Raw genomic sequence first — 22,280 nt, forward strand, 5'->3', positions numbered from 1 at the left:
TGCAGTGATTATCCGGGTTCCGCCAAGCCCCCCGCGCCATCCCCACAGACCATGACAGCGAAAAACAAACCGGCTTCCTTGCCACCCGATACCGCACTGGGTGGTTATCGCGTGGTGCGCCGGCTGTCCGCCGGCGGCTTTGGCGTGGTCTACCTGGCGCTGAACGCCGAGGGCCAGCAGGTTGCGATCAAGGAATACCTCCCCTCCGCGCTGGCGACGCGCGCGACCGGAGAACTGCTGCCCCAAGTGGCCCCCGAAAAAACCTCCCTGTACCGCCTGGGGCTGAAGAGCTTTTTTGAAGAGGGGCGCTCGCTGGCGCAGATCTCGCACGCCTCCGTGGTGAGCGTGCTGAATTTCTTCCACGAGAACGAAACAGTCTATATGGTGATGAATTATCTGGAGGGCGCGACCCTGCAGGACTTCATCGTCACCGCGCGGGACATGAAGACCCCGAAAGTCTTCCGCGAGTCCACCATCCGTTCCTTGTTCGACGAGGTGTTGCGCGGTCTGCGCATCGTGCACCAGCACAAGATGCTGCACCTGGACATCAAGCCCGCAAACATCTTCATCACCGACGACAACCGGGCGGTGATGATCGACTTCGGCGCCGCGCGCGAGGTGCTGTCCAAGGAGGGAAATTTCATCCGCCCGATGTACACCCCCGGCTTTGCTGCGCCCGAGATGTACCGGCGCGATTCGCAGATGGGGCCCTGGACCGACATCTACGCCATCGGCGCCTGCATCTACGCGTGCATGCAGGGGTTTCCTCCGAACGACGCGCCCCAGCGGATCGAGAAAGACCGGCTCTCGCTCGCGCTCATCAAGCTGCGCGGGGTGTACTCCGACAACCTCATCGAAATGGTCGAATGGTGCATGGCGCTGGACCCGCTCTCGCGCCCGCAGTCGGTGTTTACGCTGCAAAAGGAGCTCAGCCGGGAGGGCGAGCGGCACTACACCAAGCTGACGGTGGCCGAGAAGATACGCCTGCAACTGAACACCATGGGCGACACCAAGAAACCCGTGCAAAAAGCGGGTGGCGCCAGCGGCGCCGGGGCCAGGCAGAAATGAAGTTCTCCGTGTCCCAGCTCAGCCGCCGCGGCGGCCGCGAGAAGAACGAGGACCGCATGGGCTATTGCTACACGCGCGAATCGGGCCTGTTTCTGGTGGCCGATGGCATGGGGGGGCACCCCGACGGCGAAGTCGCTGCGCAGATTGCGGTGCAGACCATTTCTGCGCTGTTCCAGAGCCAGGCGAAGCCGCTGCTCGATGATGTGCCGGAGTTCCTCGCGAGCGCCCTGTTCGCGACGCACCAGCAGATCCTGAGCCATGCGATGGGCAGGGGCATGAACGATACGCCGCGCACCACGCTGGTGGCCGCCGTGCTGCAGGCGGGCAGTGCGACCTGGATCCATTGCGGGGATTCGCGTCTGTACATCGTGCGCGATGGCGCCTTGCTGACCCGCACGCGCGACCACTCCTACATGGAGTTGCGCAAGACGGTGCCGCGCTACGAATTCGGGAACATCAACCGCAACGTGCTGTTCACCTGCCTGGGCGCCCCTTTCACCCCCATCTACGATGTCGCCGGCCCGATGCAACTGCAGTCGGGCGACCGCATGCTGCTGTGCTCCGACGGCCTGTGGGGCGCGCTCGGCGACGAAGACATTACCCGGCAGCTGGCACGCGGCATGGTGTCGCACGCAGTGCCGGAGCTCGTCGAGATGGCGCTGCAGAGGGCGGGCAGCAACAGCGACAACGTCTCGGTGGTGGCGCTCGAGTGGGATGCGCCCGACGCCGTGGAGCCGATGCAGCTCCCGACCGGCGGCGCCAGCGAGGACATGTTCATCTCCACCATACAGGCCGACCCATCCGACGCATGCCTGGACGACCCGGACGATCCGGACGACGCGGTGGTCGAGCGCTCCATCGCCGAGATCAACGAAGCCATTCGCCGTTCCGGTGCGCGCAAGGAGTGATTCCGCACCGCCCCGCCACGGCCTGAAAAATGGTGCATCCGGCCCCCTAAGCAAAGTCCCGCATGCCGACCATTTGTCCCAAATGCCGCGCCGTTCGCCTGGAAAACACGCCAGGCCCGGAGTGGCAATGTCCGGCTTGCGGAGTTGCCTACGCCAAAGCGTACGAAGAGGCTCCGGCAGCCCCCCCGCCAAGAAAGCGTCCCCGGGCGGCGCCGGTCGTCAGGAATGCGGGCTTCCCATGGGGGAAATTTTTTACCGCCTTGTTCGTGGCTTGGGCGCTGTACGTCGGATACCAGGCCGGGAACAAGCGCGGGGGGTTGAACGTCCCGTCGATTTTCAGCAGCGGCCTGACGCAGGAGCAACTGGTGGCTCTGGCCGCCAGCGGGCAGGCGTCGGACGTGATTCTTTACTCGACCGACTGGTGTCCCTATTGCAAGGCGGCCAAGGGGTGGATGAATCAATATGGCTTCAAGTACCAGGAGTGCGACATAGAAAAGAACGCCAGCTGCTTGCAGCAATTCCAGAGCCTGGGCGACGTCGGCGGCGTGCCCTACCTGATCGTGAAGGGCCAGCACATGAAGGACGGTTTTGACTCCGATGCGTTCGTCGCGGCGCTGAGTCAGGGGGGGCGGCGTTGACGAAACCCGGCGTTCCGGACCCCATGAGGATCGTTCTCGCGTCCAACAACCGCGGCAAGCTGGCCGAACTGCAAGCCCTGCTCGCACCCCTGGGCGTGGCACTGCTGTGCCAGGCCGACTTGGGCGTGGGCCAGGCCGACGAGCCTTTTTGCACCTTCGTCGAAAACGCGCTGGCCAAGGCGCGCTACGCCGCTGCGCACACCGGCCTGCCCGCGCTGGCCGACGACGCGGGCCTGTGCGTGGACGCGTTTCGCGGGTTGCCCGGTGTCGGCACCGCCGACTACGCGACGCAGTTCGGCTACGAAAAGGGCGACGCCGCGAACGTGCGCGCCTTGCTCGAGCAGCTCCAGGGAATCGACGACCGGCGTGCCGCCATGGTCAGCACGCTGGTCGCCGTGCGCCACCCCGAAGACCCCGAACCCCTGATCGCCGTGGGCCGCGTGGCCGGGGAGATCACGCGCGGGCCGCGCGGCGACGGCGGTTTCGGCTTCGATCCGGTGATGCTCCTGCCGCAATTCGGCAAAACCTTTGCCGAATTGCCTGCCGAAGTAAAAAACGCCCACAGCCACCGGGGCCACGCCGCGCGGCAGATGCTGGCGCTGCTGCGCGAGCGCTGGCTGCAGGACCCCGGTGTCGGGCCGTGACGCGCGCTCCCCGTCGATCCATGGCGCGCATTCCCATCGCGGCTCCGGCTCCGGCCCCGGCTGTCCCCGCGCACGACATCCAGCACTATCTGCGTGCGGGCACGCTGCAACTGTCCAGCCTGCCGCCGCTGTCGCTGTACCTGCATCTGCCCTGGTGCCTCAGGAAATGCCCCTACTGTGACTTCAACTCGCACGCCTGGCACGCGGGGAGCGCCGGGGATCTGCCCGAGCAGCGCTACACCGATGCGCTGTTCGCCGACCTGGAGGCGGCGTTGCCGCTCGTCTGGGGGCGCATGGTGCACAGCGTCTTCATCGGCGGGGGCACGCCCAGCCTGTTCTCACCCCGGAGCATCGACCGGCTGATCGGCGGCGTCCGCGCTCGTCTGCTGCTCGCGCCGGACTGCGAGATCACGCTCGAGGCGAATCCCGGAACGTTCGAGAAAGAACGCTTTCGGGCCTTTCGCACGGCGGGCGTGACGCGCCTGTCGGTGGGGGTCCAGAGCTTCAACGACCGGCACCTCCAGGCCCTGGGCCGGGTGCACGACGGCGCCCAGGCCCTGGCGGCGGTGCAGGAGGCGGCGCAGGCCTTCGACTGCTTCAACCTCGACCTCATGTACGCGCTGCCGGGCCAGACCCCGCAGGAACTCGAGCAGGACGTGCAGACGGCGCTCGCGCTCGATCCGCCGCATCTCTCCGTCTACCACCTGAGCATCGAGCCGAACACCTGGTTCGCCAAGCATCCCCCGGCCCTCCCCGGCGACGACCAAGCCTACGCCATGCTCGACCGCATCACGGAGATGACCGGGCACGCCGGGCTGGCGCGCTACGAGGTCTCGGCCTACGCCCGGGCGGGCCAGCAGTGCTCGCACAACACCAACTACTGGCGCTTTGGCGACTACCTGGGTATCGGCGCGGGCGCGCACAGCAAGCTCAGCTTTGCCCACCGGGTGCTGCGCCAGGTGCGACTGCGCGAGCCGCGCCGCTACATGGACGGTGCCCTGGCCGGGCGTGCGCTCGCGCAGGAGCACGACGTGCGCCGCGCCGACCTGCCGTTCGAGTTCATGCTCAACGCGCTGCGCCTGCGCGAAGGCTTTGCGTTGCAGGACTTCAGCGCCCGAACCGGCCTGCCGCCGAGCTGCCTGGCCAAGGGTCTGGAGGCCGCCGAGCGCCGGGGCCTGATCGAGCGCGACATGCTGCGCGTGCGCCCCACGCAGCGGGGCTTTGACTTTCTGAACGACCTGCAGGCGCTGTTTCTGCCGGACTGATTCCAGCCTGCGCTGCGGCAGCTTCTCAGCCGCAGTCCACGGCGATGATGCGGCCGCCGTCGTCCACCTCGAGGTTCAGCCGCTGCGTATCGAACTCCTTGGTGATGCGCTGTCCGGGCCGCAGGATGCGCGCCTTGTGCGCGCCGGAACGCAGCCGTGCGGACTCGACCACCGACTCCGTGCTGCTTTTGCCCAGCACGAACTGCGCCGGCCCTGCGTTGCACAGACCCTGCGGGGCCGGTGCTGCGCTGGCACTCGCAGGCGCTGCGGAGGTTTGCGCATGGCTGCATCCCGTGAGCAGCACGCACGCGGTCCAACTGGCGACGATGAGGGCCGAGGCCGCAGCGGTGCAAGGGGTTTTCATCATGGGGACAGGCTCCTGGAGGGGGCGGCGTCCAGCTGTTCGATCGCCACCGCGCAGTATTTGAACTCCGGTATCTTGCCGAACGGGTCGAGCGCCGCGTGGGTCAACAGGTTGGCCGCCGCCTCCCCGTAGGCGAAGGGCATGAACACCGTGCCGTGCGGCGTGCCGTCGTCGCGCCGCAGGCGCAACTGCACCCCGCCGCGCCGCGAGCGGATACGCACCAGCGCGCCCGGCTGCAGGCCCCTGCACCGGAGTTCGTCGCCGTGCACGGACGCGGTGGCCATGGGTTCGATCGCGTCCAGCACGCTGCTGCGCCGCGTCATGCTGCCGGTGTGCCAGTGCTCGAGCTGCCGCCCGGTGATCAGCACCAGCGGGTATTCGGCGTCGGGCTGCTCGGCCGCAGGGATGGTCTGCGCGGGAACCAGCTTCAGGCGCCCCGTGGGCGTGGGAAAGCGCTCGGTGAAGACGATGGGCTGGCCCGGGTCGTCCGCGCTGTGGCAGGGGTAGGTCACGCTCGAAGCGCGCACCAGCCGCTCCCAGCTGATGCCGCCAATGCTCGCGTGCATGGCCTGGCGCATTTCCTCGTAGACCGCGGCGACGCCCGATTCCTCGCCTTCGTAGCGCCAGTCCAGGCCCATGCGCTGCGCGATCTGCTGGATGATCCACAGGTCGGGCCGCGCGTTGCCCGGCGCGTTCAGCGCGCGCCGGCCCAACTGCACCATGCGGTCGGTATTGCTCGCGGTGCCGGTCTTTTCGGGCCAGGCGCTGGCGGGCAGCACCACGTCGGCGAGCCAGGCGGTTTCGGTCAGGAAGATGTCCTGCACCACCAGATGCTCCAGGCTGGCGAGCGCATGGCGTGCGTGGTTCAGGTCGGGGTCGCTCATGGCCGGGTTCTCGCCCATGATGTACATGCCGCGCACCTTGTGCGGGTCGCTCTCGGGCGCCAGCGCCTTGTGCATGATTTCCACCACGGTGTAGCCCGGGGTCGCGTCGAGCGCGCCGGGCCGTCCCCCGCCTGCGGGCGCCGGGTGCAGGCCCCAGAAGTTCTCGAACCAGGCGCGCGCCTCGGGGTCGTCCACGCGCTGGTAGTTGGGGAACATCATGGGGATCAGCCCGGCGTCGCTCGCGCCCTGCACGTTGTTTTGCCCGCGCAGCGGGTGCAGGCCCGATCCGGGCTTGCCGATCTGGCCGGTGATGGCGCACAGCGCGATCAGGCAGCGTGCGTTGTCGGTGCCGTGCACGTGCTGGCTCACGCCCATTCCCCAGAGGATCATCGCGCTCCTTGCGCGCGCAAACGCCCGTGCCACCTCGCGCAGCGTTTGCGCCGGTATGCCGCACACCGGGGCCACGGCTTCGGGGCTGTAGCCCGCTGCGTTCGCCTTGAGCGCGTCGAAGTTGTCGACCCGCGCGCGGACGAAGGCCATATCGACCAAGTCCTCTTCGATCACCGTGTGGATCAGCGCGTTCAGCATGGCCACGTCGGTGTCGGCGCGGAATTGCAGGGTGCGCCAGGCGTGGCGGCCGATGTCGGTCACGCGCGGGTCGGCGAGAACGATTCTGCTGCCGCGCCGGGCGGCGTTCTTCATCCAGGTCGCGGCCACCGGGTGGTTCGCCGTGGGATTGGCGCCGATCACGAAGATCAGCTCCGCGTGCTCCACGTCGTGCACCGGGTTGCTCACCGCGCCCGAGCCGACGCCTTCGAGCAGCGCCGCCACGCTGGAGGCATGGCACAGCCGCGTGCAATGGTCCACGTTGTTGCTGCCAAAGCCGGTGCGCACCAGCTTCTGGAACAGGTAGGCCTCTTCGTTGCTGCCCTTGGCCGAGCCGAATCCCGCCAGCGCCTTCGGGCCATGCCGCTCGCGCAGCGCTGCGAGCTGGCCCGCAGCCAGGTCCAGCGCCTCGTCCCAGCTGGCTTCGCGAAACAGCTCGCGCCAGTGCGCGGGGCGCGTCTGGCCCTGCCAGTCCTTGGGGACACCGGGCTTGCGGATCAGCGGCCGCGTGAGCCGCTCGGGGTGGTGCGCGTAGTCAAAGCCGAAGCGGCCCTTGACGCACAGGCGGCCATGGTTCGCGGGGCCGTCGCGCCCTTGGACGCTGACGATTTTTTCTTCCCGGATCTGGTAGGTAATGAGGCAGCCGACCCCGCAGAACGGGCACACCGAATCGACCCTGCGGTCCACCGCCTGCGAGCCGATCTGCGTCTTGGGCATGAGCGCGCCCGTGGGGCAGGCCTGCACGCATTCGCCGCAGGCCACGCAGCTGCTTTCGGCCATGGGGTCGTCGAGGTCGAAGACGATCTTGCTCCCGGCGCCGCGCAGCGCGTAGCCGATCACGTCGTTCACCTGCTCCTCGCGGCAGGCGCGCAGGCAGCGCTTGCACTGTATGCAGGCGTCCAGATTGACGGCCATCGCCGGGTGGCTCGTGTCGGCGGCGGGCTGCGCGCGGCGCAGCGCCTGGAGCGCGGGGCGCACGCGCACGCCCAGGCGGTCGGCCCAGGCGCTGAGCTCGCCATGCTGGCCGGGGACTTCATTTCCTGCGGCCTGCGCGTGCGGTGCGTCGTCGTCGTTCCACTTGTAGCCCGTCGCGGGCATGTCCGAGAGCAGCATCTCCAGCACCATCTGCTGGCTCTTGCGCGCGCGTGCGCTGGCGCTTTGCACCTGCATGCCCTCGGTCGGCGTGCGGCAGCAACTCGGGGCCAGCGTGCGCTCGCCCGCAATCTCGACCACGCAGGCGCGGCAGTTGCCGTCGGGGCGCAGGCCGTCCTGGTGGCAGAGCCGGGGAATCTGCACGCCGTGGCGCTGCGCGGCCGCAAGAAGGGTCTCGCCGGGGTGGGCGCTCACGGGCTGGCCGTCGAGTTCAAAGGCGATCGCCGGTTCGGGCAGGGCGGCGCTGGCGGTGGCGCAGGATGGCACGGCGTTCATGATGGCTGTCCTTTGGGCAAGAGTGCACCCGGCGCCGCGCCCACCTCGTGGGGAAAGTATTCGTAGATGCAGCGGATCGGGTTGGGCGCGGCCTGCCCCAGTCCGCAGATGGACGCGTCGGACATCACCTGCGCCAGGTCGCCGAGCGCGTCGGCGTCCCACTGCGGCGCCTGCATCAGCGCGGCCGCCTTGGCCGTTCCCACGCGGCAGGGGGTGCACTGGCCGCAGCTCTCGTGCGCGAAAAAGCGCATCACGTCGAGCGCGGCGTCGCGTGCGCGGTCGTGCTGGCTGAGCACGATGACGGCGGCCGATCCGATAAAGCAGCCGTAGGGCTGCAAGGTGTCGAAGTCGAGCGGGATCTGGTTCAAGTGCGCGGGCAGGATTCCGCCCGAGGCGCCGCCGGGCAGGTAGGCGTAAAGCCGGTGCCCGTCGGGCATGCCGCCGCAGTATTCGTCCACGAGTTCCTGCAGCGTGATTCCCGCGGGCGCGAGCTTCACGCCCGGCTGCCGCACCCGCCCGCTCACGCTGAAGCTGCGCAGCCCCTTGCGCCCATGGCGGCCAAAGCCGGCAAACCACTGCGCGCCCTTCTCGACGATGTCGCGCACCCAGTAGAGGGTCTCGAAGTTGTGCTCCAGCGTGGGGCGGCCGAACAGGCCCCGTTGCGCGATGTACGGCGGGCGCATGCGCGGCTCGCCGCGTCGGCCTTCGAGGCTTTCGATCATGGCCGACTCCTCGCCGCAGATGTACGCGCCCGCGCCGCGCCGCAGCTCGATCTGCGGCAGGGGGCAGGGCGGATCCGCCTGCAATTGCGCCAGCGCGCCGTGCAGCAGCGCGCGGCAGCCGTGGTATTCGTCGCGCAGATAGATGTAGATGGCTTCGGTGCCCACCACCTGGGCCGCCACGAGCAGGCCCTCCAGAAAGCGGTGCGGGTCGCGCTCCAGGTAGCTGCGGTCCTTGAAGGTGCCGGGCTCGCCCTCGTCGATGTTCACCGCCAGCATGCGCGGCGCCGGCTGCGCGCGCACGATGCGCCACTTGCGCCCCGCCGCAAAACCCGCGCCGCCCAGGCCGCGCAGGCCCGATGCCTCCAGCGCCACGAGCACCGCCTCGGCGTCCATCGCGCCGTTCACCAGCGCTGCGGCCAGCTGATAGCCGCCATGCGCGCGGTAGGTGGCCAGGTCGGTGTGCGCGGGGCTGACGGTGCCGGGTGGTTGTGTGGGCAGGCTGCGCTCGGCCCACGCGCAGGCGTCGAAATGGACCGTGGACGGCGACGCGGGATGCAGCGCATGCGCCCGATCCGGCATGGACGCCAGCGCTTGCAGCACCCCGTCGGCCGTGGCCTGCGGCAGCGGGCATTGGTGCAGCACGGCCACCGGCGCCTGCTCACAGCGGCCCACGCAGGGTACGGCCTGCAGCTGCACGTCGCCCAGCCCCGCAGCCCGCAGGCGCTGCGGCAGCCGGGCCAGCAGTTCGCGTGCGCCGGCCAGGCGGCAACTCAGGCTGTCGCACACGCGCAGCACCAGGCGCGGGGCCCGGGAGTCCGCGCCGCGCACGACCTCGAAGTGGTGATAGAAGCTTGCCACCTCGTAGACCTCGGCCATGGACCGATTCAGCTGTTTTGCCAGTGCCACCAGATGCCGCTCGTGCAGCACGCCGAAGTGGTCGTTGAGCCGGTGCAGGTATTCGATGAGCAGGTCGCGCCGAAAGCCGTTCGCCGGGCGCGGGCCGAGCAGCTGCGCCACCTCGGCCAGCGCCGCAGCTTCGGGCTGGCGGCCTTTGAGGTGGCTTTGGCGGCGGATGCGCGCGCGCATGTCGTCAACGGACAGGACGCTCACCGGGGGAGCTTCGGGGGAGTGTTTCATGGGCCGGGGTCGTGGGATGCGCCGCAGTGTCCGGTAGCGTCGCCCGCCTGTCAAATCGCAGCTCCGCAGGCGGGGCATGGCCGGTACCGCAATGGAAGGTGTTTCGGCGGCGCGGGGCTGTCTGGCCTCATGTACCTGACGTCGGTACAAGAAATACTGGGTGCATCGACTTTATGTATGTACAATAAGTTTCATGGACGTCGCATTCGACCCTGCCAAGGACGCCAAGAACATCGAGAAGCACGATGGCGTGTCTCTCGCTGATGCCAAGGCGTTCGAGTGGGATGGCGCCGTGGTTTGGCTTGACCAACGCAGGGCATACGATGAAGACCGCATGATTGGTTTGGGCTACATCGGCGAGCGCTTGTTCAATGTGGTGTTTGTTGAGCGCAATGGAATCCGCCGCATCGTCAGCTTGCGGAAAGCCAATTTGAGAGAGGTGAAACGCTATGCCCAAACTGAAGTCCCGAACGATTCTTCCTGGCGCAGAGGAAGATGCGGCCATCACCGCTGCGGCCATGTCTGACCCGGACGCAATGCCGTTGACCGACGAGGAATGGGAAGCGGTAAAACCATTGGTCCGCATGGGCCGCCCGAAGGCGGAAGTCACCAAGGAGCGCATCACCATCCGTTTGTCGCACGACGTGGTGACGCAATTCCGTGCAACGGGCGAGGGGTGGCAAACCCGGATCGATGCCGCCCTGCGCCAGTTCATCACCGAGCATCCGTTTGCTCGGTGACGGTCACCCCCTGCGTTCCCCGGGCAGGGGTCCGGAGCGAATCAGTCCAACTGCGCCCCGGACTGCTGCACCAGCGTGGCCCACGTCCGCATCTGCGCCAGGATGAACGCGCCGAACTGTTCGGGCGTGGTGGTGGGCGGCAGTTCCAGGCCCTGGGCTGCGAACTGCTGGCGCAGCCTGGGGGCGGCCAGCGCCTCGGCGAAGGCGCGGTTGAGCGTGTGCAGCCGCTGCGCCGGCGTTCCCGCCGGTGCCACGATGCCGAAGAACACGCTGACGTCGTAGCCCTCGAGGCCCTGCTCGGCGATGCTCGGCAGTTCGGGCAGCGCCGGCGAGCGCGCCGCGCTGGCGATTCCCAGGGCGCGCAGCCTGCCTGCCTTGACATGGGGCAGGGCGGTGAGCAGGTCGGTAAACCCCATGCTGACCTGGCCGCCGAGCAGGTCGTTGAGGGCCGGGCCCGTGCCCTTGTAGGGAACGTGTTGCAAGGAGGTTCCCGCCAGCGTGTTGAAGAGCACGCCCGCGAGGTGCGAGGAGGCGCCGTTGCCCGAGGAGGCGTAGCTCAGCGCTCCGGGATGCGCCTTGGCATGGGCGATGAGCTCCTGCACGTTCCGCACGGGCAGCGCGGGGTGCACCACCAGGATGTTCGGTAGCTGGCCGACGAGGATGACCGGCGCGAAGCTCTTGACCGGGTGGTAGCCGATCCTGCGGTAGAGCGTGGCGTTGATGGCGAGTGGCCCGGAGGTGCCGAACAGCAGGGTCTGGCCGTCGGCCGGCGCGCGCGCCACGAACGCGGCGCCGATGTTGCCGCCGGCGCCGGCGCGGTTTTCCACGATCATCGGCTGGCCCAGCTGTTCCTTGATCTCGGCGGCGAGCGTGCGCGCCATCGCGTCGGTGGGGCCGCCGGGCGGGAAGGGAACGACCAGCGTGACGGGTTTCTCGGGCAAGGCTTCGGCGGCATGGGCCGGCAACGCGGGAGCCACGGCGCAGCAGGCAAGAAGCAGGGGGGCGAGTCGTCGCATGGCCGTTGTCTCCAGTGGGAATCGGATGCCGGACGCTGGCGGTTTCTGCGTTCCTGCCGTGCGGGATGTTCCTGTCCGGATTGCGCGGTGCGCTCAGGTTGCGCCGGCCCATTCGGGCGCAAGGTGGTCCGCAGGCAGTACACGCCAGGGTGCGCAGCCGCGCTACCGGGCTTGGTGCGTTTGTCCCAAGTGATGGCGGTGATGCGCTGGTCCTTGGGATCGGTGGTGACGCTGATCTCGTAATGTTGCGCAGCACGCGCGAAGCGTTGTTTGAGGCGGCCCAAGCGCTGCATAAGTGACAAACTTGGATTAGGATCAGCCAATGGTCGGCGTGGTGCCGTCCTCAATTGGGAGAAGACAAATGGATCAAATCGCAGAACAAGTCCGCGCCGATGCCCTGGTCAGCGCCGATCTCCTCCGCGTGCTCGACGAGGCAGAGGAATTGCTGAAGTCGGATCAGGAAGGCCAGCGCGCCGGCTTTCACGCTGTCGAAACCAACGCGTGCATGGACATTGTGCACCGCAGCTGATTCGCGCACCTACGAACCGAGAGCCCTGTGCTCCCGGTTTTTCATTTAGGTTCCACGATGGGCCTCCTTACGAGCCGCGCGGGCTTCCGGCTGGCCCCGATTCGCCTGCGCCCTCTCGCAAACTTTCAGCGACTTCTCGCCTCGTCATGCTTGACTGCGTCCGGTGCCATCTGCATCCCGCTGCTCGTCATTGGGATGCCGGGTGCGTCGGTGTCTTGGTTGGGCGTGGTTACGGTTGCGCTCGTGGCACCGCAGGCATGCGTCGGACTCGTTGCGGGCGCTTTAGCCGACCGTCGCGATCGCTTGCGCTTGGTCGCAATCGCGGATGGTGTTCGCGCTCTCATTTTCGTGGCTATCGCTGTTGCAAGTTTTTACGCGCACCTGTCGCTGCCCGTCTTCATCGCTTTGGCCTTCGCTAGTGGATGTTGCGATGCCTTGGCGGCGGCAGGCTACTCGGCCGCGCTGGCTGATGTGGTGCCTCGCGAAAGACTCGCGCTGGCGAACGCATGGATCGCCAGCGCGAGCGTCTATGCTGGGCTTGTCGGGCCGGTGGCCGCTGGAGCAGGCCTGCTGCGATTTTCGGCTGGAACCGTATTGCTCGTGAACGCAATTTGTTTCGCGGCATCTGGCGCCTTCCTCTGGCGTCGTCGGGCCTCCGAAGTCGAAGCACCGGCGCACACCTCGCACAAGACCGCCACGCTGTCGCACGTGGCCGAAGGACTGACTTATGCATGAGCCTGGGCTGGCGCGTCTCGTCCTAGTCGGCGTAGCGATGCAAGTGCTCATCCAGTGCCATGTTGCGCTGTTTATCGTTCAGATCGTTGGCCACGCCCGGCTGTCTCCGGCGCTCTATGGTCTGATGCAGGCGGCTGGTGCTGCCTCGGCGATGTTCGTCGCGCGCCGAACGTCGTCCCGTTCCGGCCTGATGCGCCTGCTGGCGACTGGCCTGGCGGCGATGGCGTTGTCCTGGGCGTTGGCGTCCGCGGCCGGGTTGATCGGCATTCGTGCAGGACTGACGGCCGCCGCTGCGGCAGGGTCGTTCGCCGCTGGTGCTTTCCTATACGAAATCGCCATGAACACGCTGCGCCTGCGCGACGTTCCTTCTGCATTGCGCGGCCGGGTCGTCTCCGCATTCCGCGTGTGTGCCTACCTCATCGCGCCGCTCGGTGGCGTAGTGGCCGCTGCTGCGGCCGACCGATTTGGTTTGTCCTGCGTGTTTATTGTTATGGCTACCCTGGCCGCCTTAGTGGCGGTCTCGCTGGCGCGATCGTTGACCACTGCATCCCTAAAGGCTGCCCCATTGCCAAGCCCCTGAACGCGCAATCGACCATGGACACCTCGCTTTTACCCGGCTGGATCAACCTCGACACGATGCCTGGAACGTTCACGACTGCGTTAGCGTTACCCGACAGTTGCGTCGTCGAGGCGTATGACGACTTCGCCTTCCTCCGATGCCCCGAGCGCGAGGACTTCTGGTTCGGCAACTTCGTCATTACGCGCTGCCCTTTGCCCGCGGTGGACGATTGGCCCGCGTTGCATCGCGAATGGCACCGTCGCATCGCCAGCCGCTGCGCCGTTCCCCGCGAGGTCTATCAGTGGGAATGTTGCTCGCCGGCCCCGCTCGACGAGGGCAAGATGGCGACCATGGGTGGCGATGGCCTGTTCACCTCGCTCACTGTGATGCAACTGCGCGCGGCGCTCGCGTTTACGTTGCCACAGGGCGTGGAATTCGTCGAGCTTGACACGAAGCAGCGCTTCCGCGAAGCCATCGTGCTCACCACCGAGAGCAACGCGGAAGATCCCGAATCGGTTGCGACGGCCGACTTCACACAATGGCAGTACGGGCGTCAGTGGGAGCAGGTACGGACGGGACGAGCAACATGGTTCGGTCTGCTGTGCCAAGGGCGGATCGTTGCGCACTGCGGCCTCATACACAAGGCCGGCATCGGGCGCTACCAGGACGTCACGACCGCGCCGGCGCATCGACGCCAGGGCCTGGCTGAGATGCTTGTACGGGCAGTTGCGGCACATGCCTTGCATCGCGACCGTTGCCACCAACTGGTGATCGTCGCCGAGGCGGACTCCCCGCCGGAGCGGATTTATCGTCGGGTCGGCTTCGAGCCGTTCAGCCACGAGTATTCGGTTGCGTTCTCGCGCGAGGGGCAGGCATGACCGACGCAGTATTGATTTTTCCGCCGCTGGTCGATACGAACTTCGGCGCGTACTACCCATCTACCGCGGTACTGGCCGGATACCTCCAGGCCCACGGCCATGCATGCCGGCAGTTCGACTGGAACGAGGACTTCGCCGTACACCTGCTTCAGCCAGACGTCCTCCAGCGAATTGCCGCAGGCGATGGCATGTTCTCGCACCTGGAAGATTCGGATCCAGCTCGCATCGCCGCCCGGTTGCTGAAGAAGCTGCGCACCTTTCTCTTCGACGATGCGGGAAGACACGATTTCGCGCAATCGCGCTTCGGCTACCTGCTGCACGACTTGGCGGCGTGTCTGCGCATCGACGAGCAGTTGCCGGCCCTGTTCGCGACGTCGATGGAGCGATGGCCACTTCACGATGAGTACTGGGCATTCTGCGAGCAGCAAGGGCGTATGGGAGGACGGGACATCGACGGGAAGCTGATCGGAATTTCGGTGCCGATGGGCCCCCAACTCGCGCCGGCTCTTATTTTGGCGCGCGCGCTGGCGGATGCGTGCCGTGGGGTGCGGATCGTGCTGGGCGGGCCGGCGATTAGCCTGATGTCGGCGCCCGACCGGCACGCTCTGCTGAAGGCCTGCCCGCAGGTCGATGCGCTAGTGCGCTATGACGGAGAGATCCCGTTGCTGGCATTGGTTCGCCAGCACCGCCTGGGGCGCTGGGCGCCGCACGAGGTTGGCAGCACCAGCGCGCTCATCGACGCCGCCGTGGTTGAGACGCCTCCGCAGCCTGGCCCCGACCTGGAGAGCCTGCCATTCCCGTGCTACGAGGGGGCGCTGCTCGCTCGGCTTATCAAACCGGAATTGGGCCTCGTGCAGGCACGGGGCTGCTACTGGGGGCGTTGCTCGTACTGCGATTTTGTGGAGTTGTACGAAGGCAGTCCCAGTTTTCGCACGCGCAAGGCCGAGCGCTTCGTCGACGAGATGGTCCACCAAGTCCAGGTGCACGGCGCAAGCCGTTTCACGTTTATCACGGAAGCGATCCCACCAGGCTTCGCCCGGCGCGTGGCAGATGAAATCCGGCGGCGCGGCGTGCGCTGCACGTGGAACTCCTTCGCGATGGTCGATCACCATTTCGACGACGCGCTGCTGCGCGAGATCGCGGAGTCGGGATGCGAGTACCTGTGCATCGGCATGGAGACTATGACTGACCGTGTGCTCGGCCTCGTGAAGAAGGCCGCCACTCAGGCGCTCAACGTCGAGTTCCTGCAGGCCGCGCGACAGGCCGGCATCCGGCTGCAGGTCAACCTGATTCCGGACCTGCCTTCGACTACCGCGGCCGAGGCGCTGGAGTCGCTCGAAATCTTCCGCTCCCTCAGCGACTGCTTTGCGAGCGTCGCCGTCTTTCCGTTCGAGGCGACGAAATCCTCGGAGATCGGCCGCCATCCCGGGAAATTCATGCTCCAGATCGCCCCGGCCGAAACGGGTAGTGGGCAGGCTCAGTTCGCCTCGAACCATCTCGATGCGGTCGATCCCGCGATGACACGCCAGGAGCGTGAAGAAATTCATCGCCAGTTCCGTGCGTTCGCCCACCACCACAACGGCGCGCAGCATCCGATCTCGATAGAACTCGCAGGGGCAGACGAGGTGACGCGAGGCAATCGTGTCAGGGTCGCGTGGCGATTCCTCGACTTGCACCTCGCCAATAACGGCTCACTCGTAGTGTTCAACGCGTTGAACAGACGCTCGCTAAGTCTGCCCACACGCGCCGCGAGTCTGCTGCGCGCTGTGGCCGAATCCCCATTGACATCGCTCGGCGCGCTTGGCGCCCACGCACGCTCGCCCGCCGAAGCTTTGGAGCTCTTAGTCTTACTGTGTTAGTAAATTCAAGGAATTATGAGAGAATCTTCTCACACAGGAGATGAGCCTTGAAAGACGAACTGCAAGAGTTTGAACGCTACCTTGAGCATTTGGGAGGCGGACTGGGCCATGCGGACCGGCAAGCCGGGTTGCGCGGGTATTGCATCGGCCTGATGGCGCCGCTTGCGCGCAAGAGCGTGGAGCCGATGGCCGCACACTTGGCGCCGCAGGCCACTCGCTCGCGTCACCAGTCGCTGCACCACTTCGTGGCCCAGTCGTCATGGTCGGACGAAGAGATGCTGCGGCGCGTTGCGCAATGGGTCGTGCCAGCGATGGACTTTGGAGATGGAGGCTGGTGGATCGTGGACGACACCGGCTTTCCCAAACAGGGCGAGCACTCGGTGGGAGTGGCCCGACAGTACTGCGGCATGCTGGGTAAGCAGGACAACTGCCAAGTGGCCGTCAGCGTCAGTCTGGCTTGCTTGGCGGGCAGCCTGCCCACGGCCTGGCAGTTGTACCTGCCCCAGCAATGGGCCGATGACATGGCGCGGCGCGAGAAGGCCGGTGTGCCCGAAAATGTGTCGTTCGCCACCAAGTGGCAGATCGCGCAGGCGCAGATCGAGCACTTGGTGGAGCAAGGCGCGCCAAAGCACACCGTGCTGGCCGATGCAGGCTACGGGGTGGTCACCGCATTTCGTGAGGGCCTGACGGCGATGGGCCTGACTTACGTGGTGGGCGTGACGGGGCAGGTGACGGTGTGGCCGCCGGGGCATGCCCCGCTGGCGCCGCGGCCGCGCAGTGGCCGCGGCGTGGTGGCCACCCGCCAGCGTTTGGGCGATGCCAGGCACGAGCGACCGCTGTCCGTGAAGGAAGTGGCGTTGGGGTTGGAGCCGACCCAATGGCAAAGCATCGAGTGGCGTGAGGGGACGAACTTCACATTGCGTTCGCGTTTTGCGCGAGTGCGCGTGCATGCGGCCCACCGCGAGCACCTGCGCACAGAGCAGCGAGCGCAAGAGTGGCTGCTCATCGAATGGCCCGAAGGCCATGAAGAGCCAATGAAATACTGGCTGTCCACGCTGGCAGAGAACATCACACTGGAGCGCATGGTGTTTGAGGCCAAGATGCGCTGGCGCATTGAGCGCGACTACCAGGACCTCAAGCAAGACCTGGGTCTGGGCCACTACGAAGGGCGCAATTGGAGGGGCTTTCACCACCACGCCAGCTTGGCCATCGCTGCCTACGGTTTTTTGATGGCGCAGCAGCTGCGCCAGCCGGAAGGTGGGGGTAAAAAAAACTCTGCACGAAGCGAAGAACCTGCCCTACCCACGCATTACAAGCCTCGCGGCAGCCCCGCGCACGCAGCGCCACGTCCGATCGTCGATCACAACTTTGCGGCTGCGTATCGCCGCAGCCTTGCTCAGGACGCTGCCGCGCTGCCCATGCTGCCTGCGCGTAAACGCGAGAATTCGTTTGTGACACAGTAAGACTAGGTGAACACGTCGTACCGGTGACGAGGACTGATGCGTTGTACCTGTCGCGGTATCCGAAGATTGGCTACTGCCCAATGGGACGGCTGGGCATCGACCTGCAGGGAGCCGCATGACATGACAGATCCCACCATGCATTTCCTGTCGCCTGCCGTTCAGGATGCAACGCGCGAGGACGGCGCGCGCATCCTTTTGGGTGAGCGCGCCTACCTCGTCGTCGAGGATCCAGGCCTCGTGGCATTTTGCGATCGACTGCGCGCGGGCCTCGACCGCATGGCCCTACTCGACGGTATGCGAACAGGGCACGGCGCGACGCTGCTGCGCAAGCTGTTGCAGTTCGGCTGGCTAGTGAACGAGGCGCAAGCCGATCGAGATGCCCCCTGGGCCCGGCAGCATGGATTCTTGGCCGCTCATTCCGCTCAACCGGCTTCCTGCCAAGTGCGGCTGGCCGAGGCGCGAGTCTGCGTGCTCGGCCTGGGTGGGATCGGCGGCGTGGTGTTGCAACATCTTGTTGGAGCGGGGATATCGAAATTTCTGCTGATCGACGACGACTGTATCGAGCCGAGCAACATGAACCGACAGTTCATGTTCAGGGCGGCGGATGCGGGCCGCCCGAAAGTCGAGGTAGCGGCGCAGTATGTGCTGGAACGCCACACCGGCGCACATGTCGACGTTGTTCGAACGCATGTAGACAGCCGCGAGCGACTCTTCGGCCTGGCCGAGCGCTTCCGGCCCGATCTGCTCATAGTGGCCGCTGACCGTCCCTTCCTCGTTATCGAGCGCATGTGCGCCGGCTACTGCGACGACACTGACACTGCCTACCTCGCGGCGGCGGCTTCGCTGAGCGGGGGCTTCGCGGGTCCGCTCGTCGTGCCTGAACCTGGCGAGCGCCGTTGCGAGGCGTTCGTCGAAGCATGGATGGATCAACTTGCCAGTGCGTGCGAGGGCTTTTCTCCGCGCGCCTTTCTCCAGCCGTCGGAATGGTCGTACGGTCCAAGTAACACGATCGCGGCGGCCTTAGCGGCGGATCTAGCGATCCGTCACCTCGCCGACATCGCGTCGCCTTCGACGACGCGGCAGCGCTTCTCGCTGGGTCCAATCCGCGTCGCCCACTTCGAGCCAGATTCGCACTTGGAAGAACCGCGAACGGCTTTGTAGCACGTCGCACGCGGGCTTATTTTTTTCCATTCGCGTCGGCCGCGCTTTGCGATCTTGTCAATGGCCGCATTGCGCCAACCCAAGTTTGTCACTTGCCTCCTTCAACCCCAATAAAATCAACAACTTAGAGAGATTCCCCGGCGTGTATGGCACTACATTTTGCAGTTGCCTACCCGGTGATGATCCAACGCAAACGGCCGGTTCAGACGAGCACGCGATGGGTGCGACCGGGATTGGGGTCGAGCTTGAGGATGGTGCCCAGGGTTTGATGCCCCGGTTGTGGACGCGTGGCCTTGCGCACATGCACGGTGCGGCCATCGCGCCGCTGCATGGTGACGGTGACCCGGCGCTGCGTGGACAGTGTCTGGCGCAGCGTATTCCAGCTATCGCTGACCCCTTGGGTCTTCAGCTGCGAGCGCAGCATGTGCACGAAGTGATACGCCAGCACGCTGATGAACAAATGCCGTAACTACTCAGGCCCCCCCCTCGCCGTAGGCCATAATCCGCAACTCAATGCAACAGCTACCCGACCTCAGCACACTCAGTTGGGTGCTCGGCTCGCTGGCATTGCCGGCGAAGAACTGCACGCGCCGCACGAACCCGCTGGCGTCCAGCGCCATGGTCTGACCCGGACGCAATGCCGTTGACCGACGAGGAATGGGAAGCGGTAAAACCATTGGTCCGCATGGGCCGCCCGAAGGCGGAAGTCACCAAGGAGCGCATCACCATCCGTTTGTCGCACGACGTGGTGACGCAATTCCGTGCAACGGGCGAGGGGTGGCAAACCCGGATCGATGCCGCCCTGCGCCAGTTCATCACCGAGCATCCGCTTGCTCGGTGACGCTCACCCCCTGCGGTCCCCGGGCAGGGGTCCGGAGCGAATCAGTCCAACTGCGCCCCGGACTGCTGCACCAGCGTGGCCCACGTCCGCATCTGCGCCAGGATGAACGCGCCGAACTGTTCGGGCGTGGTGGTGGGCGGCAGTTCCAGGCCCTGGGCTGCGAACTGCTGGCGCAGCCTGGGGGCGGCCAGCGCCTCGGCGAAGGCGCGGTTGAGCGTGTGCAGCCGCTGCGCCGGCGTTCCCGCCGGTGCCACGATGCCGAAGAACACGCTGACGTCGTAGCCCTCGAGGCCCTGCTCGGCGATGCTCGGCAGTTCGGGCAGCGCCGGCGAGCGCGCCGCGCTGGCGATTCCCAGGGCGCGCAGCCTGCCTGCCTTGACATGGGGCAGGGCGGTGAGCAGGTCGGTAAACCCCATGCTGACCTGGCCGCCGAGCAGGTCGTTGAGGGCCGGGCCCGTGCCCTTGTAGGGAACGTGTTGCAAGGAGGTTCCCGCCAGCGTGTTGAAGAGCACGCCCGCGAGGTGCGAGGAGGCGCCGTTGCCCGAGGAGGCGTAGCTCAGCGCTCCGGGATGCGCCTTGGCATGGGCGATGAGCTCCTGCACGTTCCGCACGGGCAGCGCGGGGTGCACCACCAGGATGTTCGGTAGCTGGCCGACGAGGATGACCGGCGCGAAGCTCTTGACCGGGTGGTAGCCGATCCTGCGGTAGAGCGTGGCGTTGATGGCGAGTGGCCCGGAGGTGCCGAACAGCAGGGTCTGGCCGTCGGCCGGCGCGCGCGCCACGAACGCGGCGCCGATGTTGCCGCCGGCGCCGGCGCGGTTTTCCACGATCATCGGCTGGCCCAGCTGTTCCTTGATCTCGGCGGCGAGCGTGCGCGCCATCGCGTCGGTGGGACCGCCGGGCGGGAAGGGAACGACCAGCGTGACGGGTTTCTCGGGCAAGGCCTCGGCGGCATGGGCCGGCAACGCGGGGGCCACGGCGCAGCAGGCAAGAAGCAGGGGGGCGAGTCGTCGCATGGCCGTTGTCTCCAGTGGGAATCGGATGCCGGACGCTGGCGGTTTCTGCGTTCCTGCCGTGCGGGATGTTCCTGTCCGGATTGCGCGGTGCGCTCAGGTTGCGCCGGCCCATTCGGGCGGCATGGCCTCTTCGGCCAGCGGGTCGCGCGGCAGCACGCGGTGCACCAGCACGGCCTGCGCCCAGTGCACGCGCTGCAGCGAACCGGTGCGCGCGCCCTCCCAGGCCATCGCCACCGCGCTGCAGCAGTGGTAGAGCGCCGAAGCCACCTGGCGCGCGAGCCGCTCACCGACCTTTTGCGTGGCGACCCGGTCGGCCAGATTGGCGGCGCGTGCCAGCGCCTGGCGCAGCGCGGTGGCGAACGCGGGCGCGATGGCGGGGGTGCCGGCGGCCTCGGCCAGCAGTGCGCCGAAATGCGCTTGCAGCGCGGGCAGCGAGGCGTCGCGCCGGATCGCGCGCAGCACGTCGAGCGCCACGATATTGCTCGTGCCTTCCCAGATCGAACCCAGGTGCGCGTCGCGCACCAGGCGCGCATCGCTCCACTCCTCGATGTAGCCGCAGCCGCCGCGCACCTCCATCGCGTCGCCCGTGACCTTGCGCGCATCGCGGCAGGCGCGGAACTTGATGAGCGGCGTGAGGATGCGCAGCAGCGCATACGCGTCTGCGTCGCCGTCATCGGCGCGTGCCAGCGCCAGTGCAGTCTGGAACACCATCGTGCGCGCCTGCTCTGCACGCAGGCGCAGCTTGTGCAACTGGCGCTGCATCAGCGGCATTTGCTCCAGGCGCTGACCAAAGGCCAGGCGCTCGCGTGCGACGTACTCGGCCTCGGCGACCGCGCGGCGCATCAGGCCGGCGGCGCGCACGCCGTTCGACAGGCGCGAGTTGTTCACCATGTCGGCCATCTGCTGGAAGCCGCGGCCGGGCTCGCCCACCAGGTGGGCGCGCGCGCCCTCGAGCCGGATCTCGCCGCTGGCCATCGAGCGCGTGCCCAGCTTGTCCTTGAGCCGGACGATGCGGTAGTGGTTCAGCGCGCCGTCGTCCAGGCGGCGCGGCAGCAGGAACAGCGACAGGCCCTGCATGCCCGGCGGCGCGCCGTCCGGGCGCGCGAGCACCATCGCAAGCTCGGCGTCGGGGTTGGAGCAGAACCATTTGTCGCCGCTCAGGCGCCATGCGCCGGCCGCGTCCTGCCAGGCGCGGGTGAGCGTCGCCGCAATGTCCGAGCCGGCCGCCTGTTCGGTCATGAACATCGCGCCCTGGGCCAGGGTGTCGAAGTCCAGCGTCTGCAGGCGGGGCAGAAAGTGCGCCACCAGCGCGGGGCTGCCGAACCTGCGCAGCGTGCGCGCCAGCGAGTCGCTCATCGAGACCGGGCAGCACAGGCCGAACTCGGCCTGCACGAAGAGATAGGTCAGCACGTACTTGACCAGGGGCGGCATCTTGCCCTTCCAGCCCAGCGTCTCCTCGCGGTGCGACATCGCGGCCAGGCCGAATTCGCTGAACGCCAGGCGCTCCATCTCGACGTAGGCCGGGTGTTTCATCACCCTGGATTCGTCGTTCCCGGTGCGCGTGCGCAGCGAGAGCGTGGGCGGGTTGCGGTCCGCGGTGCGCGCCAGTTCGTCCAGCGGGCCGCCGGCCAGTGCGCCCAGGCGCTCGAAATGCGGCTGCATGTGCGCCAGCAGTTCGGGCCGCAGGTACAGCGGCAGCAGCGCGAGCAGTTCGGCGTCGGTGCTGTAGAGGTTTTGCCCATGGCGGTCGGGCACCGGGTGTGCGGCGGCGCAGCGCATCGCTTGTCTCCTTTTCCGGGCACATTCTTCGGGGCCGGGC

Annotated in this window: 22 protein-coding genes; 15 read left to right on the top strand and 7 right to left on the bottom strand. The window is 67.1% G+C overall.

The genetic code is table 11. From position 1 onward, the window contains the following. The first annotated feature begins 51 nt into the window (after positions 1–51). The 5 genes from D5041_RS12215 (at position 52) to hemW (ending at position 4,523) form a co-directional block, all read left to right on the top strand. Positions 52–1,068, top strand: coding sequence for a serine/threonine protein kinase (locus tag D5041_RS12215; protein WP_010105470.1), 1,017 nt, complete (start codon positions 52–54; stop codon positions 1,066–1,068). Then, positions 1,065–1,976 carry a PP2C family protein-serine/threonine phosphatase gene (locus tag D5041_RS12220; RefSeq protein ID WP_010105469.1) on the top strand — a complete coding sequence of 304 codons (912 nt, stop codon included), beginning with the start codon at positions 1,065–1,067 and terminating at the stop codon, positions 1,974–1,976. The genes D5041_RS12215 and D5041_RS12220 overlap by 4 nt, the downstream gene beginning before the upstream one ends. Before the next feature lie 266 nt (positions 1,977–2,242). Then, a complete protein-coding gene (locus D5041_RS12225) occupies positions 2,243–2,614 on the top strand; it encodes a glutaredoxin family protein (protein WP_265257203.1) in 372 nt (123 codons plus the stop codon). A gap of 23 nt (positions 2,615–2,637) precedes the next feature. Continuing rightward, on the top strand, positions 2,638–3,258 hold the full coding sequence (rdgB, locus tag D5041_RS12230; RefSeq protein ID WP_010105466.1) for an RdgB/HAM1 family non-canonical purine NTP pyrophosphatase: 621 nt from the start codon (positions 2,638–2,640) through the stop codon (positions 3,256–3,258). Between the two features lie 20 nt (positions 3,259–3,278). Further along, positions 3,279–4,523: a radical SAM family heme chaperone HemW gene (gene hemW, locus D5041_RS12235; RefSeq protein ID WP_265284842.1), complete on the top strand. Its 1,245-nt coding sequence runs from the start codon at positions 3,279–3,281 to the stop codon at positions 4,521–4,523. 25 nt (positions 4,524–4,548) lie between these two features. On the opposite strand, the gene D5041_RS12240 is transcribed toward hemW, so the two are convergent. Genes D5041_RS12240 through D5041_RS12250 form a run of 3 tightly spaced genes read right to left on the bottom strand, consistent with a single transcriptional unit; the run spans position 4,549 to position 9,664 of the window. Further along, positions 4,549–4,890: an I78 family peptidase inhibitor gene (locus D5041_RS12240; RefSeq protein ID WP_265284843.1), complete on the bottom strand. Its 342-nt coding sequence runs from the start codon at positions 4,888–4,890 to the stop codon at positions 4,549–4,551. After that, entirely contained in the window at positions 4,887–7,805 is a 2,919-nt protein-coding gene (fdhF, locus tag D5041_RS12245; RefSeq protein ID WP_265284844.1) for a formate dehydrogenase subunit alpha, read from the bottom strand. Before fdhF ends, D5041_RS12240 begins: the two co-directional genes overlap by 4 nt. Further along, a complete protein-coding gene (locus D5041_RS12250; protein WP_265284845.1) occupies positions 7,802–9,664 on the bottom strand; it encodes an NADH-ubiquinone oxidoreductase-F iron-sulfur binding region domain-containing protein in 1,863 nt (620 codons plus the stop codon). The genes fdhF and D5041_RS12250 overlap by 4 nt, the downstream gene beginning before the upstream one ends. 193 nt (positions 9,665–9,857) lie before the next feature. Here D5041_RS12250 and D5041_RS12255 point away from each other — a divergent pair, with 193 nt between their 5' ends. Both D5041_RS12255 and D5041_RS12260 read left to right on the top strand, forming a co-directional pair. Then, positions 9,858–10,190, top strand: coding sequence for a BrnT family toxin (locus tag D5041_RS12255; protein ID WP_010108072.1), 333 nt, complete (start codon positions 9,858–9,860; stop codon positions 10,188–10,190). Continuing rightward, on the top strand, positions 10,183–10,404 hold the full coding sequence (locus D5041_RS12260) for a BrnA antitoxin family protein (RefSeq protein WP_321161742.1): 222 nt from the start codon (positions 10,183–10,185) through the stop codon (positions 10,402–10,404). Before D5041_RS12255 ends, D5041_RS12260 begins: the two co-directional genes overlap by 8 nt. Positions 10,405–10,445: 41 nt before the next feature. Here the strand turns inward: D5041_RS12260 and D5041_RS12265 are convergent, their stop codons facing one another. After that, positions 10,446–11,420, bottom strand: a complete 975-nt coding sequence (locus D5041_RS12265) for a Bug family tripartite tricarboxylate transporter substrate binding protein (RefSeq protein WP_265284846.1) — start codon at positions 11,418–11,420, stop codon at positions 10,446–10,448. Positions 11,421–11,781: 361 nt separating this feature from the next. Between D5041_RS12265 and D5041_RS12270 the strand changes: the two genes are divergently transcribed. The 7 genes from D5041_RS12270 to D5041_RS12300 all read left to right on the top strand — a co-directional run bounded on the left by D5041_RS12270 (position 11,782) and on the right by D5041_RS12300 (position 18,604). Then, a complete protein-coding gene (locus tag D5041_RS12270; RefSeq protein ID WP_010110159.1) occupies positions 11,782–11,949 on the top strand; it encodes a hypothetical protein in 168 nt (55 codons plus the stop codon). A gap of 27 nt (positions 11,950–11,976) precedes the next feature. Beyond that, positions 11,977–12,684 carry an MFS transporter gene (locus D5041_RS12275; protein ID WP_010110160.1) on the top strand — a complete coding sequence of 236 codons (708 nt, stop codon included), beginning with the start codon at positions 11,977–11,979 and terminating at the stop codon, positions 12,682–12,684. 37 nt (positions 12,685–12,721) lie between these two features. Beyond that, the gene (locus tag D5041_RS12280; RefSeq protein WP_265257198.1) at positions 12,722–13,264 is read left to right on the top strand and encodes an MFS transporter; all 543 of its coding nucleotides are present in this window, start codon (positions 12,722–12,724) and stop codon (positions 13,262–13,264) included. A gap of 14 nt (positions 13,265–13,278) precedes the next feature. Further along, on the top strand, positions 13,279–14,121 hold the full coding sequence (locus D5041_RS12285) for a GNAT family N-acetyltransferase (protein ID WP_010105543.1): 843 nt from the start codon (positions 13,279–13,281) through the stop codon (positions 14,119–14,121). Beyond that, the gene (locus tag D5041_RS12290; protein WP_265284847.1) at positions 14,118–15,980 is read left to right on the top strand and encodes a B12-binding domain-containing radical SAM protein; all 1,863 of its coding nucleotides are present in this window, start codon (positions 14,118–14,120) and stop codon (positions 15,978–15,980) included. The genes D5041_RS12285 and D5041_RS12290 overlap by 4 nt, the downstream gene beginning before the upstream one ends. Before the next feature lie 47 nt (positions 15,981–16,027). Beyond that, complete coding sequence (locus D5041_RS12295; RefSeq protein ID WP_265280744.1) at positions 16,028–17,443, top strand: IS701 family transposase; 1,416 nt, start codon at positions 16,028–16,030, stop codon at positions 17,441–17,443. A gap of 120 nt (positions 17,444–17,563) precedes the next feature. Next, positions 17,564–18,604: a ThiF family adenylyltransferase gene (locus D5041_RS12300; protein WP_265284848.1), complete on the top strand. Its 1,041-nt coding sequence runs from the start codon at positions 17,564–17,566 to the stop codon at positions 18,602–18,604. Positions 18,605–18,806: 202 nt separating this feature from the next. Here D5041_RS12300 and D5041_RS12305 read toward each other — a convergent pair whose 3' ends face one another. Continuing rightward, on the bottom strand, positions 18,807–19,064 hold the full coding sequence (locus D5041_RS12305; protein ID WP_265284849.1) for a hypothetical protein: 258 nt from the start codon (positions 19,062–19,064) through the stop codon (positions 18,807–18,809). Positions 19,065–19,247: 183 nt separating this feature from the next. On the opposite strand from D5041_RS12305, the gene D5041_RS12310 reads away from it, so the two are divergent. Continuing rightward, a complete protein-coding gene (locus D5041_RS12310) occupies positions 19,248–19,445 on the top strand; it encodes a BrnA antitoxin family protein (protein ID WP_321162581.1) in 198 nt (65 codons plus the stop codon). Positions 19,446–19,486: 41 nt separating this feature from the next. Here the strand turns inward: D5041_RS12310 and D5041_RS12315 are convergent, their stop codons facing one another. Together D5041_RS12315 and D5041_RS12320 are read right to left on the bottom strand one after the other, a co-directional pair. Then, positions 19,487–20,461, bottom strand: coding sequence for a Bug family tripartite tricarboxylate transporter substrate binding protein (locus tag D5041_RS12315; protein WP_265284846.1), 975 nt, complete (start codon positions 20,459–20,461; stop codon positions 19,487–19,489). A 93-nt stretch (positions 20,462–20,554) separates the two neighbouring features. Continuing rightward, on the bottom strand, positions 20,555–22,240 hold the full coding sequence (locus tag D5041_RS12320; protein ID WP_265284850.1) for an acyl-CoA dehydrogenase family protein: 1,686 nt from the start codon (positions 22,238–22,240) through the stop codon (positions 20,555–20,557). Between the last annotated feature and the right edge of the window lie 40 nt (positions 22,241–22,280).

This window comes from Verminephrobacter aporrectodeae subsp. tuberculatae (genome assembly GCF_026127385.1).
Classification (GTDB): domain Bacteria; phylum Pseudomonadota; class Gammaproteobacteria; order Burkholderiales; family Burkholderiaceae_C; genus Acidovorax; species Acidovorax aporrectodeae.